Origin of the sequence: Brevibacterium sp. UCMA 11752, from assembly GCF_021532235.1 — a bacterium.
GTDB classification, from domain to species: domain Bacteria; phylum Actinomycetota; class Actinomycetes; order Actinomycetales; family Brevibacteriaceae; genus Brevibacterium; species Brevibacterium antiquum.
Window position 1 is genome coordinate 514,073 of sequence record NZ_JACBOS010000003.1, and the last position, 16,115, is coordinate 530,187.

Here is a 16,115-nt window from a genome sequence, read left to right on the forward strand (position 1 = left end):
GTTCCGCTCGGATTGGTTGAAGCTTGAGAGAGCTCGCACTCGCCACCACGTACACAATCGAGGTCTGTGATCAGTAAGAATGAGTGAACCCGCTCGTCGTTCGGTCCTGCTCACCGGCTTGAGCTACCCGCTCCTGGTTGCGGGAATCATCCTTCTCTTGACCGGGGTGACCGTAGCTGGCGCCGCTCTGTTGGCATCAGGAGTCTTTCTGATTGGTGTGAACGAGATTTGCCTTTACATCGCCAGAAGCAACGTGGTGCCACAAGACTCCCACTCGCAGCCCATTGCATCACCACTAGAGTCTTTCCCCACTCCGGGAGTGACTTCTCGATCAACGTGATCTACTCGGACGAGTGAGGCGTTGGTCCGCCTAAGACGCGGTAGGTCGTCTGGACCATCCCGCCGCCGAGGACTGTGGTGCGCACGTGCTCGAGATCCACATCTCCGCCAAGTGGCCCGAACAGTGACGGCCCATCGCCGATGAGCACAGGTACCTGGGAGAGCGTGAGCTCGTCGACCAGCTTCGCGGCAAGGAACCACCGAACAGTCGCCCCTCCGTCGACGTAGACGCGCTTGCATCCATCCCTTTGCAGTGCGTCAATGGCCGCCTCGGGCGATCGGTGCACGGTGATGCGAGCGTCGGCGTCTGCGGCAAGGGTCGTACTGATCACATGGATCGGGCGACCGAGGTAGGGCCAGTCTTGGATAGATGCGATGACCTCGTAGGTCTTCCGGCCCATCACCACCGCGTCGACTGACTCGACGAAGGGCGTGAATCCCGCATCCCCGGCTGCTTCGCCGCGGCTGGTCAGCCACTCCAGGTCCCCATCCGGCCGCGCAATGCGGCCATCGACACTCAGCCCAAGAAAGACGACGGCACGGAGTGACTGCTGCGACGCGGACATAGGGTCAAGTATCCCAGAGGCAAGCGAGGACAATCAAGGAAAAGCCGGCGGTACTCAGGCACCGCTATCTGAGGCTCGCGCTGAGTTTCTCCCGTACCCCTTGACTTAGAGTGCACTCACAGTCGTAGGTTTGTTTCCATGACCCAGCACACGGCAGACACCTCACGCCCTGCAGATCTGAGGCAGGCTCTGTCGGTCGATCCCGAGAAGGTTCTCTCGATCTCCGAGGTCAGCGAACTCCTCGGCATCACGGCGCACACCGCCCGCTACTACGAGCGGGCCGGCCTGCTTGAAGTGGCCCGATCCCATTCCGGGCACAGGGTCTACGATTCGGCGACCGTCGAACGCCTGGACTTCCTCGTGCGCATGCGCACCTCCGGCATGGGCATCAGCCAGCTCAAGCGCTATGTTGAACTGGTCCGAGCCGGGGAGGCAACGACACCGCAGCGTCTGCAGATCATGGTCGACCAACGAGAACACATTCTCACCCAGATCCACGAACTGGAGCTGGCCCTGACCACCACGGACTACAAGATCGCCAAATACGCAGGCACAGCCAGCGACGACTCAACAACGGCCACTATCCCATCACGTACAACCGCCTCAGTAGGAGATCCATCATGACCACCACTCACCTCGGCGACCTCACCGTCTCCCCCATCGGCTTCGGCTGCATGGCTTTGTCCCACGTCTACGGCGGCACCACCGATGACGCAGCACGCGACACACTGAGTGCGGCCGTCGACGCTGGCATCACGTTCCTCGACACCTCCGACGTCTACGGCAAACCCCGCGAGGGCGCTTCCGGACCGGCCGGAACGAACGAAGAGATGCTCGCACCGTTCTTGGCCAAGCGCCGCGACGAGGTCCAGTTGGCCACGAAGTTCGGAATCACCGCTCCCAGGGACGGGACGGATACCGCGGCTAAGCGCACCGACGGACGCCCGGAATATGCTCGCTCAGCCTGCGATGCATCGTTGGCCCGCCTCGGCGTGGAGACGATCGACCTCTACTACCACCATCGACCAGATCCCGATGTGCCGATCGAGGACACCGTCGGCGCCATGGCCGAGCTGGTCGAGGCGGGCAAAATCCGCCACATCGGCCTCTCGGAGGTCACCTCCGAGGAGCTGCGGCGAGCGCACGCGGTCCACCCGATCGCCGCTCTCCAGTCCGAGTGGAGCCTATGGTCTCGCGACGTCGAGGACCGTGTCGTTCCTGCCTGTGCCGAGCTCGGGGTCGGCTTCGTGCCCTACAGCCCCCTGGGCCGCGGCTTCCTCACCGGCACGCTGACCAAGGAGCAGGTCGCCGGCGACTTCCGCGGCGGTACTTCCCGCATGGGCGAGGCGTGGGATGCCAATCAGAAGATCGTCGAGATCGTCGCCGAGGTGGCTCGACGTCACGACGCCACCAACGCTCAGGTCGCACTGGCCTGGCTCCTCCACCGCGCCGCCCAGATGGGAGTCTCCGCCGTTCCGATTCCCGGCTCGCGCAAACCCGAGCGTGCGCTGGAGAACCTTGGGGCCGTGGATCTGCGTCTCGACACCGATGACATGACTCAGCTCGATTCCATCCGGTCATTGGTCGAGGGCAGCCGTAACATCGTCAACAATCCGACGTGGATCAGCTCCGGGAGGGAGTAGTGCCAGCCTTCAGCCCACAGGCCCGGGAAGTTCGAGGACGTGGGAGTTGCGCAGCCGCCACCTGAGCACGCTGATGCCCAACCGGGTTCTGTTGTACCCGGTGAGCGGGTCGTAGCCGAGGCAGCGAGCGAGCTGCTCGACTCTGCCCTGCACGGTGCTGTGATGGAGACCGAGGTCTCTGGCCGCCTGCCTGATCGTCGGTGCCTCGAGGACAACACGCACCGTCGACTCCGCCCAGGGTGCTTCCATGATCTCGTCGATGCGGGCGGCATCGGGGTCGACAGCGTCGGGCGATTCGGCGAGCAGTTCGACGAGGCCGCCGAAGTTCTCCGCGCGCACGAGGCCCTCCTCGGGAGGACGGCTGAGACGCAGTGCCACCACGGCGGCGCGCAGCGAACGGGGCAGGTCGCCGATCAAGCCGACGGGGCCAAGGCCAGCCGGTGTCACGGCGATGTTCTCAGCTTGGTCGGCGACGATGAGGACCTGCAGGGCGCCGTACTCGCTGGCGACGACATCGGTGGGACCGGCGGGACGTCTGTCGAAGACGGCAAACAACGGAGCGACGAGCACCCGGTACCCGTGTCCGGTCACGAGTCCGAGCCGAACCGCCGCGGCAACCCGCTCCTCGGTGGGCGCGGTGGTGTCCAATGCGAGCGCCACGTCCCGCGGAGTCTCCAGCTGCTGTCGTTCGAATCCGAACCTCACCCCGATGGCCAGGCCGAACCGTTCGAGGATGAGGTCGTCGTTCGGCAGGGTTTGCCCCTCTCTCTCGAGCCAGACCTCGGAGGCATCCGGCAGGACCAGTGCGCTCACCTCGGCGGGGCGGGCACCCGCGCCCGGGCTCCCTGACGGATCGATGCGCAGCTGTCTGCTCCTGTCGCCGTTGCGAAACCCTGCCGGGCAGCCGGCAAGGGCCGCGGCGGCCGCGGCGAGGGCACGGGAATTGACCTCGCCGACCATGAGTTCGTCGAAGCAGGCGATGACGCGCAGGCCAAGACTCGCCTGGGGGTCCAGGTTGGCTATGCGACCCAACAGTTCCTGCACGTCATCGCCTCCTTGCGGGTGTTCGTCTCATCGCGGAGTCGATTCGCACCGCGATGCGAATCAGCCCTTCAGAGCATCGTAGACCGCTGTCTCCATCTCGAGGTAGCCCCCGACCGATGCCGGGTCCGCGAAGGGGAAGATCTGCGTCGCCCAGTAGCCGCCGATGTTGTTCTCCCGATCGATCCAGTAGAAGAGGTTGGCAAGTCCCGCCCAGGCTACGGCTCCTGCCGGACGCCCGGTCGGCGCGTCCTCCTCGTTGATCATGAACGTGTACCCCCACGACTTCGGCATGCCGGGGAAGAACTCCGCATCGTTGGACAGACTCGGGATGACACCGGGCAGCATCTTCACCTTGAGATCGCCGAGGTGGTTCTTGGTGGCCAGGTCCACCGTTTCGGGGCGTAGAACGACGGTGCCATCGTCTGCCTGACCGTCATTGAGCCACATCCTGATGAACGTGAGGTAGTCGTCGACGGTCGAGAAGAGGCCGTGACCTCCCATCTCCACCTCCGGCTCGGGCAGCATGAAGTCGGTGGCGGCCAGTTGACCGTCGGTGCGCTGGTGCATCGTCGCCTGCCGCTGCCGCATCGACGCCGATGTCCGGAAGCTGCTGTCCTTCATCCCCAGCGGGTCGAGGACCCGAGTCTGCATCGCCTGACCCAGGGTGGTTCCGGTGATGCCTTCGATGACCTGACCGACCCAGTCCATGTTCGATCCGTACTCCCATTGGGTGCCTGGGTCGAAGAGCAGCGGCGTCTGCAGGGCCTGCTTGGTGCTGCTGACGATGCTCGGCTGGCCCTGCTCACGGGCAAGGCGCTCATACTTCTCGTTGAAGAAGTCGTAGCCGAATCCCGCCGTGTGCAGCAGCAGCTGCTTGGTCGTCGGTTCGCTTGCCGGAGCCCGCAGAATCGGGGAGCCATCGACGTCGAAGCCCTCGATGACCTGCACATCGGCCAGGCCGGGGGCATATTCGCGGGCCGGTGCGTCGAGGTCGAGGTCGCCCGACTCCACCAGCTGCAGAGCCACCGTGCCGGTCAGCGCCTTAGTCGTGGAGAAGATCATGAACACCGAATCGGTGGTCATCGGCTGCGGATCGTTAAGCGAGCGGACTCCTGCGGAGGTGAGACTGATCGTCTCCTTGTCGGTGGTGACTCCGGCGACGACGCCGGGGACCCCGCCGCTCTCGACCTTCTCTGAGGCCACACGAGCAACGGCATCATTGACAGCTCGGTTCTGGGACATGGTTGTGCCTTTCGGTCAGTCGGCCAGGACCTTCTCGATCCAGGCCATTCGGGTACTGATCATTCCTTGCGCAAGGTGTGTATGGGCGGCGAAGATGTCGAAGGCGTGGAAGCCTCCGGGCCAGACGTGCAGCTCCGCCTCACTGCCGTCGTTCCACAGCGCCGAGGCGTAGGCAACGGCTTCGTCGCGGAAGATCTCTGCCGAACCGACGTCAATGTAGGCCGGCGGCAGGTCGGAGAGATCGTGGGCGCGTGATGGCGCGATGTAGGGCAAGACGGCTTCTGTGCGATAGTCATCGCCGAGCATCGCCTGCCAGCCGGTCTCGTTGCTCACCCGGTCCCAGACACCGATGCCGTCGAATTGGTTGGTCGAGGCGGTGATCCCGCGATCATCGAGCATCGGGTAGATGAGCAGCTGACCGCGCAGCTTCGGACCCCCGCGGTCGCGGGCGGCGAGCGCCATCCCTGCGGCCAGTCCCCCACCGGCACTGGCGCCGGCGACGATGAGTCGGTCGAGGTCGACCCCGAGACGCTCGGCATTCTCAGCCGTCCACTCCAGGCTGGCGTACATGTCCTCACGGGCGTAGGGATCCTGGAATTCGGGGGCGAGGCGGTATTCGGGACTGATGAGGATGGCCCCGATGCGCTCGACCCAGTCGAGGTTGAGTCCGAGTGCGCTGAAGCGGTCACCGAACATCAGTCCACCGGAATGGGCGTAGACGATCGTGGGGCGGCGCCCCGTGTCACCCGCGCGCCTGAAGACCGACACGGTGATCGCCTCGCCATGGTGTCCGATCACCTGATGTTCTGAATGTTCGACACTGCGCCCCTTGAGAGTCTCCGCGAGAGGCTCGGACGCATAGGAGATGCGCATGAAATCGATGAGAGACGGGGTGATGGTCGGCGGGAAGACCCCACCGACGACGGACAGACTCGCGGCAAGTTCCGCGTCGAATCGTGACCGTCGTCGTGTCATGTCTCTAAGTATGCAGACTCCGACTCGGTGCCGCTACCGCCACGACAACGCGATTACCGATCCTTCACCCGCCAATTGTCGGGTTGGGTTTCCCAGCCTCGCCTCAGCCCAGTAGCCCCATCACCGACTCCTTGACCTGGAGGACGGCGAGGAAGCCGAACAGCAGGAAGCAGATCGTCAGCAGCACATTCGACACCTCCTTGTTCCGCAGCGCCGCCGGCACCGATGAACGGTTGAGGATGACCAACAACGCGGCGGCGAGCACGGGCAGGATGAATGCGCTGATCGCGGCGTAGACGAGGACGAGGGTCACCGGTTTGCCCAGCCCCATGATCACCAGTGTCGCGATGCTGAGGTAGACGATAGCCCCGCGGAACTCGATGGACTTCGCCGACATGTCGAACTCGGACTCGTCCTGATGCGGGTACCGTCGCAGCACGCGAATGCAGTCGGCGGTGACATAGGCGATGCCGGAGAACCCGCCGAGCACGCTCGTGTAGACGACGGCGAGGAAGCTGATGAGGAAGACGATCCGCCCCGGTTCGCCGATGCGTGAGACCAGACTGTCGGCAATGGCGAACAGCGAGTCGTTATCAGAGATCGTGAAGCCCTGGCCATAGAGGATGAACGCTCCCACCGCGCTCATCCCCACGGCGAAGACGAAGACGAGACTGTAGCTGATGAGCAGATCGATGCGCACCACTGGTTTCCAGTCCGCACTGCGCCAGGACTTCTCCCGGATCCAGTAGGAGTAGGCAAGGATTCCGGTGGCTCCGCCGACCCCGCCGATGAGTGACATGACGGTGATGATCGACCCGTTCGGGAACGTCGGGGCCACAGTCTCCACAGCCACCGCCTGAGCTTCCTGCCCCTGGAACACTGAGATCGCCAGCGCAACGATTCCGAAGAACATGATGATGCCGAAGCCGATCATCGCCTTCTCCACCAACCCATAGCGTCCGATGCCGACGAGGATCGCGGCCGAAAGCAGCACGACGACCGCGGTCGGCCAGAACGGCAGCACCGGGAAGAGCGCCTGCAGAATGTTCGTCGTCACCGCGATGACGCCCGCACCGAAGAAGAGACCGACGAGCAGCTCGGCAACGAGGAACAGGGAAGGGAACAGCCGCCCGCCGAATGAGGTCAGGTGCGACTGCAACGATCGGTCGTCGCTCATCTGCAGTCGGGAGACCGCCTCGGAGAGAACGAACTTGAGGATGATGCCGACGGTGAAGACCCAGATGAGTGCGAGCCCGTATTCGGCACCCGAGTTCATCGTCGTGATCATGTCCGAGGCACCGACGCTGGCCAGGGCAAGGACGATGCCGGGGCCGATGAGCCGCAGCCGTCCGGTCAATGTTGCCGGCGCCGAGGTGGCGCCCTTGGTCTGCGGTGTCGTGTCGGCGGACATAGGCGGGGTGAGGCTCCTTCACGTGTGTTCGTCGACGACGGCACTGGCGTCGTTCGTCCGGGCGTCGTCTGCTCAGGTGAGTATGGCCGATCCTGCCTCATGTCGGGATACAAGTCTCAGGAAACGAAACTCCCACAGTCGATACGAAAGTTATCGAACCGTGGCTGAATATGGTCAGACCACCGCAGGTACTACATCTATGATCTAGATATGACTCCGGGTCGGAGCTTCCGAGCTTGAAGGAAAATCTCTTGACGTACTACCAGCCATACCCTGTCCAGCTGCAACCCCAACCGAAGAACGGATTTGGCGTCACTGCGCTGGTCCTCGGCATCATCGCGCTCCTCATGGGATTCATACCATTCGTCTCTTTGTTCACTTCAATACCTTTGGGCCTCCTGGGTGTAATTTTCGGTATCATCGGTCTAGTTCGTGTTTCAAAACGAGTCGCGACCAACAAGGTCATGACCATCTTCGGCCTCGTCGCATCGGCCCTCGCCATTCTTCTTGCTCTGACGTCGAGCATCGCGACCGGCGCCTTCATCGGCTCACTGGGTTCGGAGGACTCCACAACCACTTCCGCCCCCGTCGCCGATGGAGATAGCGCAAGAGCTCAGCAAGAGGAGTCGGAATTCGACGCGTTCCCCGGTCAAACTGAAGACGACGTAGTGGGCAAAGCAGGCGAAGAGCTGGCCATACGAGGAGTGAAGATCACCGCCTCCGAGGTCACGCCCAAGAACGATACGTTCGGCAATCTCGTGTGTTCGAAAGTCGTTCTCAAAAACGACGGAGACTCTGAAGTCAGCTACAACGTCTTCGACTGGAAATTGCAGTATCCGTCGGGAGACATCAAAGACCAAAGCATCTCGGGTGGTGACTCGCTGAACAGCGGTGAGATCGCGCCAGGCGGAACCGCCGAGGGGGATGTCTGCTTCGAAGATAACGGCGAAGACGGCCAGTACATCCTCATCAGCGAGGGGCTTTTCAGCTTCAGTAGTGAACGCGGTGCCTGGATCACTGAGCGATAGCCCAGCTACTTGCCTGAAGGCGATTCTGTCTTTCTGAACCGAGCCCCTTCTGTAGGCTCAGAATGTCGATTCGGCCAATGACCTCCTGACCTCAGGGTCCAATTCGACCTAGCGGCCCGAGGTCGTTGTGAACCACAATTGCTCCACGGCTCTCCCGGTTGGCGCGGGCCTGGCAGCGGAGATCGCCGTCAGACGTCTGCCCCGCTCGGAGTACAGTAGTCCAGCGTGAGTACTGTCGCTGTCCCACCAGGCCCGACGCGGCCTCCGGTGCCCGTCTCCTTAGCCGCGTTCGTCAGCAGCTTCGACCGTTTCGCGATCAGTCCCCTGATCGTTCTCGTCGCGGCCGATCTGGGAGCGACTCTGACTCAGGCACTGACGATCGCCAGCTCCTATTTCCTGGCCTATGGCATCAGCCAACCCGTCTGGGGAGTGCTCTCCGATCGCATCGGGCGCATCCCACTGATGAAAGCGACTCTGATTGCCGCGGCGGCGGCAGGAGTGGTCGCGACCTTCGCGCCGACCCTGACGATCCTCGTCATCGCTCGCGCCTTATCGGGTGCGTTCTACGGAGCAATCGTTCCCACGTCCATGACCTATGTCGGGGACACCGTCGCCGACGCTCATCGCCAGCCGGCGCTGACCGATCTCATGGCCGCGATCGCCCTCGGAACTGCCAGTGCCACAGCGCTGGCCGGGGTCCTCGCGCACTTCGCCGATTGGCGAATCGTCTTCGCCATTCCCGCGGTTCTGGCCGTGAGCTGTGTCTTCGGTCTTCGGCGACTGCGCGAACCCGCCCGCGAGGAGCAGAGCGGAGTCATCTCAACCCTCCAGGCGGCGGTGACCAACCGCTGGGTCCTCATCGTCATCAGTCTGGCGTTCATGGAAGGCGCTGTGGTCCTCGGCGTTCTGACCCTGCTCGCACCAGCACTGCAATCTCAGGGAGTCGGCGCGGCAGTCGCAGGTCTTGCCACTGCGGCCTATGGAGTCGGCGTCATCCTCACCAGCCGCATGGTCAAGGTACTCAGCCGCAGGCTGAGCATGCCCCGGCTCATGGTCATCGGCGGCGCGGCGACCGTGATCGGATTCGCCGTCCTCACCGTTCACCTGTCCACGCTGACAGTCATCATCGCCGCACTCCTGCTCGGAGCAACCTGGTCCTTCCAGCATTCCTCGCTGCAGACCTGGGCCACGGCCGTCCTCCCGCGGGCGCGCGGAACCGTCGTCGCGCTCTTCGCAGGAGGCCTGTTCGCCGGCAGTGCACTGGGCACATCGGTCGGAGGCACTCTCGGCGACAACGACCAGTGGACGCTGCTGTTCGCGATGACCGGCCTCGTGGCACTCGGGCTCACGTTCACCATCGTCATCAGCCGCCGCACCTTCGCCGGACCGCGGAACGGCTGAGCGGTCGAAGAGACTACCGACCGAAGTAGTCCTTGCACGCCCTGCGAACTCGCTCGATCGCTTCATCGTCGATGTCCAGGTGCGTGACCCACCGCGGCTTTCCGTGTCCGGCACCGGTGATGATGCCGCGTTCGGCGAGGAAGGCTGCGAAGGCGGGCATGTCGACGCCGTCGGGGGAGAGGAAGACCATGTTGGTCCGCGCCTCACCGGCACCGAGTTCGGGAAAGTCCTTGAACATTTCGGAGAGACGATCTGCCCGATCGTGATCCTCACGCAGACGGTTCACGTTGTTCTCGAGCGCATAGATCCCGGCTGCAGCGAGCACCCCGGTCTGGCGCATTCCGCCGCCGAGCAGCTTGCGGATGCGCTTGGCTCGATGAACAAGGTCTCTGGGACCGGCGAAGACAGCACCGACGGGTGCGCCGAGGCCCTTCGACAGACACAGAGTGGCCGAGTCGAAGTCACCCGCGACGGATGAAGGTCCGCTGTCCGCGGCCACGGCCGCGTTCATCATTCGCGCCCCGTCGAGGTGGGTCGACAATCCGTGGCTGCGCGCCAGCTCGGTCGCATCCTTCACGTAGTCCTCGGGCAGAAGGCGACCGTTGAAGGTGTTCTCCACCGTCAGCAGCCGGGTGATCGGATTGTGGAAGTCATCGGGCTTGATCGCCGAGGTGATTGCATCCAATTCGATGATGCCGTCGGGTTCGTTGGGCAATGGCTGCGGTTGGATCGATCCCAGGACCGCTGCTCCCCCACCTTCGTCGCGGTAGGCGTGCGCGGTCTGGCCGACGATGTACTCATCGCCGCGTCCGCAGTGGGCCATGATCCCGGCGAGGTTGGCCTGCGTGGCCGATGGGAAGAACAGTCCCGCTTCCTTGCCGAGGATTTCGGCGGTCATGGCCTCGAGCCGGTTGGTCGTCGGATCTTCGTCGTAGACCGCATCGCCCACCTCGGCGTCGGCCATGGCCTTGCGCATTCCGGCGCTGGGTTTGGTCACGGTGTCTGAGCGGAAATCGACCCGCGGACCATCTGTTGCGTTCATGCGCTCAGACCTCCGCCTTCCGGGGGTGGGCGACCGGGTGGTTGCTGGCGATCGAGATGCGGTTGAACGAGTTGATAAGGATCACGGTCCATTCGACCGCGGAAATCTGCTCTGCGGAGAGAAACTCACCAGCCTCGGTGGCGATCGCATCACGATCGGCGGCTTTGTCGATGATGGTCAGTGTCTCAGCCAGAAGCAGTGCGGCCTTCTCCTGATCGTCGAAGATCTCTGCCTCACGCCACGTCGGAAGCACGTCGAGTTTGATCTCGTCGACGCCGGCCTTCCTGGCGGCCGGGGCGTGGATGCTCAAGCACGTGCGGCATCCGTTGATCTGGGAGACCCGCATGTTGACCAGTTCGAGGAGTCCATCGCTCAGGCCCGCGGCTCGCGCGGCCTTCCGCGAGGCGGCCGCGGCCTGGACCATGGATTTGTAGACCTCGGGGTGGGCCTTGTCGATGTAGGGACGATTGACGTTGACTCCTGCCACCGTTCAAGCCTCCCGTTTGACGAGGTCGATGTCTGCTCCGGTGGCCTTGCGGAAACGACCGCCTTCGGCCACGTAGTCGTCGCCGGTCTCATTGAGCTTCTTGACGAACAGGGGGCAGACCGGCACGACCGTCACGCCCTTCTCTCGGCTGTCAGCCAGCGCCTGGGCGAGGAGGACCTTGGAGAGTCCACGTCCGCCGAAGGCTTCGTCGACGACCGTGTGGTAGAAGATCCGCTCGGACTCGGCCTCCGGTCCGGGCAGGAAGTAGGCGTGCCCGGCGACTTTCTCGTCCTCGACGGTGATGACGTAGGACTGGCCCTGTTCGTCGAGGTCCACGCGCACGGGTGCGCCGGTCGAATCCTTGAGTGCTTCGCTCATTGTTCTGTCTCCTTCTTCGCTGTGGTTTCGGGCCCGCCCTGGACCTGCGGCGGCGGATTTCTACGCGCTTTGATGGTCACGTCGGGCAGCCTCGGCGCGGGAAGCCTTCCGAGACCCTCGGCATTGGCTCCGGGCCCGCCTTTGCCGACGTATCCCTCGACTTCGCCGAACCGGTCCCCCTCGTCCTGCCATTCCTGCCGGAACCGGCTGATCTCCTCGTGGGTGCGGCCCACGAAGTTCCACCACATGACGATCTGTTCGGGGAAGGGTTCCCCGCCGAGGAGGACGATCCTGGCCGTAGACTCTCCGCGGTTGCTGATCCGCATTTCTGTGATTCCGACCCCGGTGTAGCCGATTGCATTGACCGGCAGCGGAACGTTCTCGACGGCGATGTCACCGGAGTCGACGAGGACGCCGTGTTCGAAAGTCTCATCGATGGGCAGGTCGATGCTCGCGCCGGGGTCCAGGCGGATCTCCGCGCCGAGGAGTGGCGAATGGGTGCTCACCGGTGAGGACGAACCCCACAGCTCACCGAGGAAGACGAGGAATTCGCCTCCGTCGAAACGAGTGGCCTCGGGCGCGAAGTGCTCGAATTCGCGTGCTTTCTGATGGCGGGAGCTCTCGGGCAGGGCCAGCCACAGCTGCACACCGTGGAGGGTCGAGGTGGACGCCGTCGAGACCTCGGAGTGGCAGATGCCGCGGCCGGCAGTCATGAGGTTGACCTCCCCGGGCAGCACGAGCCCGGTGTGCCCACCGGAGTCGATGTGCTCGATGGCACCGTCGAAGAGCCAGCTCACGGTCTGCAGACCCGTATGCGGGTGAGGGGCGACGTCCATGCCCGAAAGCCCCACGTCGTCGGGACCGTAGTGGTCGACGAAACACCACGGGCCGATGAGCGACCGTTGCCGCTGCGGCAGAGTCCGGCGCACGGTCATCGCCCGGGGCCCGCCGAGGGGGACGTCCCTGGCCGTGATGACCTCGACCGGGGCTCGGCCCTGCACATCGCATTGCGGTCCGGGCAGGCCGCCTGCCCGGCAGACCACTTGGTCCGGTTGAGCTTCGACGTTGCTCATTGCGGTCTCCTTCTCACTGCCGAACCACCTCGGCGGTCACTGCCTGATGTGTCGTCATTGCTCGATGGGCTCTGTCGGTTGCGGATGGATCCTGTCGATCAGTCGGAGAAGCTCGCCGAGGTTGTCCTCCGTGAGTGCGGAAAAGGCGGCCCGGACGACATCGGCATTGGTGCGTGCGGAATCGCGTTTCAGTCTCAGCCCTTCGGGTGTCAGCGCTACGCACACACCGCGCTGATCGGCGGAATCGGCTGACTGGCAGACCAGTCCGCGCGTCTCCAGGCGGCGCAGCAGGCGTGAGAGTGCGCTGCGGCTGAGCACGATCTCATCCAGCAGCTCACGGTGACGGATCGTGGTCGTCGAGGGAATGTTGACGAGGACGTCGAACTCGGTGGCGGTGAGGCCGTGATCGGCTCGGAACCGGGTCTCCAAGGCATCGACGAGGTCCGCTTGCGTCTCCAGCATGCGTCGCCAGACCCCGATGGCGCCAGGCAGCTCCATGGATCGTCCCCTGGTCATCTCGGCACCCCATCATGAATCGCGGTCGAACCGACGGTTCGGCTCGGCGCATCTGCACAATTTGTTGCATCAACAACAATTCCACAGTCGGATGCCGAAGTCCAGGGTCACTCCGGACGCAGCAATGGACGGCGAGGGCCGGGTGTGACCGGGTCAGACGTTCTGCTTCACATACTCCAGGTCAGCCTCGGTGGCCCAGCGGAAACGGCCGCCGATGGCGAGGAAGTCGTTGCCGTGCTCTTTGAGGCGTTCGGCGAACAGCGGACAGACAGGCACCACCGTCTTCATGCTGTCGCTGCTCTCCTTGAGCGTGTGGGAGACGAGGATCTTCGCCAGGCCACGACCGGAGAATTCCTCGCCGACTTCCGTGTGATACATGATCCTCTCGGTCCCCGCTCCGGCTTCGGCACCTGGCCCGGGACCGACGAGGTAATGGGCTCGTCCGGCCACCTCACCTGAGTCGTCTCTGACCACGAACGCCGAGTTCTGCTCATCGTGTTCCACTCTGACCCTGGCTCCGGTGGAATCCTGCACTGTTTCAGACATGTTCCAGCCTCCTCGATCGGCATCACTTCCATTGTGCATGCGTGAGGCGGCCCTGCCCATCCCCCTGCGGGAATCGCTTCGGGCTCGCCTACGCGTCGTCGATCGGAATGCGCTTCCGCCACGGCCACCAGACGCTTCGCCCGATGTCGTGGACGAGTGCCGGGACCACGAGCGAACGCACGAGGATCGCGTCGAGCAGGACTCCGAAGGTGACGATGAAGGCGAGCTGGAACAGGAACATGACCGGGATGACCGCGAGTGCCGCGAAGGTCGCGGCGAGGACAATCCCCGCCGAAGTGATGACCCCGCCGGTCGCGACGAGCCCGGAGAGCACGCCCTTGCGGGTGCCGAATCGCAGCGATTCCTCACGGACCCTGGACATGAGGAAGATGTTGTAATCGATGCCCAGCGCCACGAGGAAGACGAACGCGTACAGCGGCACCGAAGGGTCGGCTCCGGAGAATCCGATGATGTGGTTGAACACCAAGGCGGAGACGCCGAGTGCGGTGCCGAAGGACAGAACCGTCAGCGCCACCAGCAGCAGCGGAGCGAGGAGGGACCTCAGCAGCAGGATGAGGATGACGGTGATGACGAGGAGGATGAGCGGGATCGCCAGGGTCCGGTCCGCCTCGGCGGTGGTGTTCGTGTCGAGGTCGACGGCTGTCTCCCCGCCCACGAGGGCCTGGGCGTCGACATCATGGACGGCGTCGCGGATCGAGGTGACGGTGTCCTCGGCCGCGAGTGAGTCGGCCGCATCGGACAGGGTGACCTCGAGCAGGACCTGCCCGTCGACCTCGGTGGGTGCCGGTGGGGACGACTGCGGCGCCTCGGCCGCGTCCGGTCCTCCCCCGCCCTGGGGTGACTGGAGAGTGCCTTCGTCGTCGATGGCGATGGTCCCGCTCGGGACGTCATTGGCGACGACGGTCATCGATTCGACCCCGCCGAGGCTGCCGACGGCCTGCGCTGCCTCCTTGAGCTGGCCGTCGGCCACGACGATCTGAGTCGGCGAACCGGAACCGCCGGGGAAATGTTCGGCGAGGACGTCCTGGCCATCGCGGGCCTGGGATTCGCCGAGGACGAAGTCACTCTGCGCCACTCCGGAGGCCTTGAACTGCGGGAAGGCCAGCAGCGGCAGTGCGAGGAGGATGACGAGACCGATCCAGATTGCCCGCGGACGCCGGGCGACCACCTCGGCGATGCGGTTCCACACGCCCTTCTTCGGTGCAGCGGTCCTCTCCGTGCGGACCTTCGGGAGGAAGGGCCAGAAGACAGCGCGGCCGATGACGATGAGGGCGGCAGGCAGGAATGTCAGTGCCGCACACATCGCCACGAGGATGCCGATCGCCGCCACGGGGCCAAGAGCTCGGGTCGAGGCCAAGTCGGTCAGCAGGAGGACGAGGAGACCGGCGATGACAGTGCCACCCGATGCTGCGATCGGCTCAAGGACGCCTTTGAGCGCTTTGAGTCCGGCCCGGACGCGGTCGCGTTCGGTCAGCAGCGCATCGCGGAAACGGGCGACGACGAGGAGGGAGTAGTCGGTGGTCGCACCGACGACGAGGATGAAGAGAATGCCCTGGACCTGGCCGTTGATGAGCAGGATCCCGGCATCGGCGAGGTGCCAGATGACGAAGATCGAGGCCGACAGCGCCGCCACCGAGGTGAAGAGCACGATGACCGGAAGCAGCGGTGAACGGTAGACGATGATGAGGATGACGAAGACCGCGATCAGCGCGACGAGCAGAAGGATGCCGTCGATGCCGGCGAACGCCTCAGAGAGATCGGCGGAGAATCCAGCCGGACCCGTGACCTGCACATTCGCCGAGGTGGTGGCGTCGTTGGCCTCGTCGTCGACGGTTGCCGCTTCAGCTGCGATAGGGAATGTCTCGGCGATGATCGAGCGGATCTGCTCGACGTCGTCGGCCGTGGTGTCCGTGGAGACCGGGAGGATGAGCTCAAGGGCATCACCGTCCTCGGAGGGGATGATCGGTGAGGCATCGGCTGCGAGCAGCTCCTTGTCCTCGAGCGTCGCGGTCAGGTCCGCGAGATCGCGACGGTCGCTGTCGCTGACCCCGTCCTTGTTCTCGAGCACGACGATGGCCGGAACATAGTCCAGGTCGCTGAACTGATCGATGAGCGCCTGGGCCTTCGTCGACTCAGCCGATTCGGGCAGGAACGATGAGCGATCGTTCGTGGCCACCTCGGAGATCTTTCCGAAATAGGGACCGCCGACGCCCGCGATGGCCACCCATGCGACGAGGAGGACGGCGAAGAGAGCGATGAGTGAGCGGCGGGCGGGGATTGGTCGGGTGTGGGTTTTGCCTGCACTTGGGGTTGTGTCGGCTGGGGACTGGATCGAGCCTGGGGTCGGCTCCGGAGGGGTGCTGGTAAGCAGGTGGCGGGGCATAGTCTCAGACTACGCCAGTA

General features: G+C 64.2%; 16 protein-coding genes. 4 read left to right on the forward strand and 12 right to left on the reverse strand.

Annotated elements, in window-relative coordinates; genetic code table 11:
• Positions 1-341: 341 nt before the first annotated feature.
• Positions 342-905, reverse strand: coding sequence for a dihydrofolate reductase family protein (locus HU144_RS02305; RefSeq protein ID WP_235349960.1), 564 nt, complete (start codon positions 903-905; stop codon positions 342-344).
• Positions 906-1,043: 138 nt separating this feature from the next.
• Between HU144_RS02305 and HU144_RS02310 the strand changes: the two genes are divergently transcribed.
• Positions 1,044-1,529 carry a MerR family transcriptional regulator gene (locus HU144_RS02310; protein ID WP_235349961.1) on the forward strand — a complete coding sequence of 162 codons (486 nt, stop codon included), beginning with the start codon at positions 1,044-1,046 and terminating at the stop codon, positions 1,527-1,529.
• A complete protein-coding gene (locus HU144_RS02315) occupies positions 1,526-2,548 on the forward strand; it encodes an aldo/keto reductase (protein WP_235349962.1) in 1,023 nt (340 codons plus the stop codon). Before HU144_RS02310 ends, HU144_RS02315 begins: the two co-directional genes overlap by 4 nt.
• Before the next feature lie 9 nt (positions 2,549-2,557).
• Here the strand turns inward: HU144_RS02315 and HU144_RS02320 are convergent, their stop codons facing one another.
• The 4 genes from HU144_RS02320 to HU144_RS02335 form a co-directional block, all read right to left on the reverse strand.
• Positions 2,558-3,592 carry a helix-turn-helix domain-containing protein gene (locus tag HU144_RS02320; RefSeq protein WP_235349963.1) on the reverse strand — a complete coding sequence of 345 codons (1,035 nt, stop codon included), beginning with the start codon at positions 3,590-3,592 and terminating at the stop codon, positions 2,558-2,560.
• Positions 3,593-3,652: 60 nt separating this feature from the next.
• Positions 3,653-4,834, reverse strand: coding sequence for a serine hydrolase domain-containing protein (locus HU144_RS02325; protein ID WP_009882178.1), 1,182 nt, complete (start codon positions 4,832-4,834; stop codon positions 3,653-3,655).
• A gap of 15 nt (positions 4,835-4,849) precedes the next feature.
• Positions 4,850-5,809: an alpha/beta hydrolase fold domain-containing protein gene (locus tag HU144_RS02330; RefSeq protein ID WP_009882177.1), complete on the reverse strand. Its 960-nt coding sequence runs from the start codon at positions 5,807-5,809 to the stop codon at positions 4,850-4,852.
• 103 nt (positions 5,810-5,912) lie between these two features.
• The gene (locus tag HU144_RS02335; RefSeq protein ID WP_235349964.1) at positions 5,913-7,220 is read right to left on the reverse strand and encodes an Nramp family divalent metal transporter; all 1,308 of its coding nucleotides are present in this window, start codon (positions 7,218-7,220) and stop codon (positions 5,913-5,915) included.
• Between the two features lie 251 nt (positions 7,221-7,471).
• Between HU144_RS02335 and HU144_RS02340 the strand changes: the two genes are divergently transcribed.
• Both HU144_RS02340 and HU144_RS02345 read left to right on the forward strand, forming a co-directional pair.
• Positions 7,472-8,248, forward strand: coding sequence for a DUF4190 domain-containing protein (locus HU144_RS02340; protein WP_235349965.1), 777 nt, complete (start codon positions 7,472-7,474; stop codon positions 8,246-8,248).
• 225 nt (positions 8,249-8,473) lie between these two features.
• Positions 8,474-9,649, forward strand: a complete 1,176-nt coding sequence (locus HU144_RS02345) for an MFS transporter (RefSeq protein ID WP_235349966.1) — start codon at positions 8,474-8,476, stop codon at positions 9,647-9,649.
• A 13-nt stretch (positions 9,650-9,662) separates the two neighbouring features.
• Here the strand turns inward: HU144_RS02345 and ltaE are convergent, their stop codons facing one another.
• From ltaE to HU144_RS02380, 7 genes are all read right to left on the reverse strand, one after another.
• Complete coding sequence (gene ltaE / locus HU144_RS02350; protein ID WP_235349967.1) at positions 9,663-10,691, reverse strand: low-specificity L-threonine aldolase; 1,029 nt, start codon at positions 10,689-10,691, stop codon at positions 9,663-9,665.
• A 4-nt stretch (positions 10,692-10,695) separates the two neighbouring features.
• Entirely contained in the window at positions 10,696-11,178 is a 483-nt protein-coding gene (locus HU144_RS02355; protein WP_235346372.1) for a carboxymuconolactone decarboxylase family protein, read from the reverse strand.
• Between the two features lie 3 nt (positions 11,179-11,181).
• Positions 11,182-11,556 (reverse strand): GNAT family N-acetyltransferase, encoded by a 375-nt coding sequence (locus tag HU144_RS02360; RefSeq protein ID WP_235349968.1) that lies wholly within the window; start codon positions 11,554-11,556, stop codon positions 11,182-11,184.
• The gene (locus tag HU144_RS02365) at positions 11,553-12,629 is read right to left on the reverse strand and encodes a pirin family protein (protein ID WP_235349969.1); all 1,077 of its coding nucleotides are present in this window, start codon (positions 12,627-12,629) and stop codon (positions 11,553-11,555) included. Before HU144_RS02365 ends, HU144_RS02360 begins: the two co-directional genes overlap by 4 nt.
• Before the next feature lie 54 nt (positions 12,630-12,683).
• Positions 12,684-13,127 (reverse strand): MarR family winged helix-turn-helix transcriptional regulator, encoded by a 444-nt coding sequence (locus HU144_RS02370; protein WP_235349970.1) that lies wholly within the window; start codon positions 13,125-13,127, stop codon positions 12,684-12,686.
• A 171-nt stretch (positions 13,128-13,298) separates the two neighbouring features.
• Positions 13,299-13,691, reverse strand: a complete 393-nt coding sequence (locus HU144_RS02375; protein ID WP_235349971.1) for a GNAT family N-acetyltransferase — start codon at positions 13,689-13,691, stop codon at positions 13,299-13,301.
• Between the two features lie 88 nt (positions 13,692-13,779).
• A complete protein-coding gene (locus tag HU144_RS02380; protein ID WP_235349972.1) occupies positions 13,780-16,095 on the reverse strand; it encodes an MMPL family transporter in 2,316 nt (771 codons plus the stop codon).
• Positions 16,096-16,115: the final 20 nt, after the last annotated feature.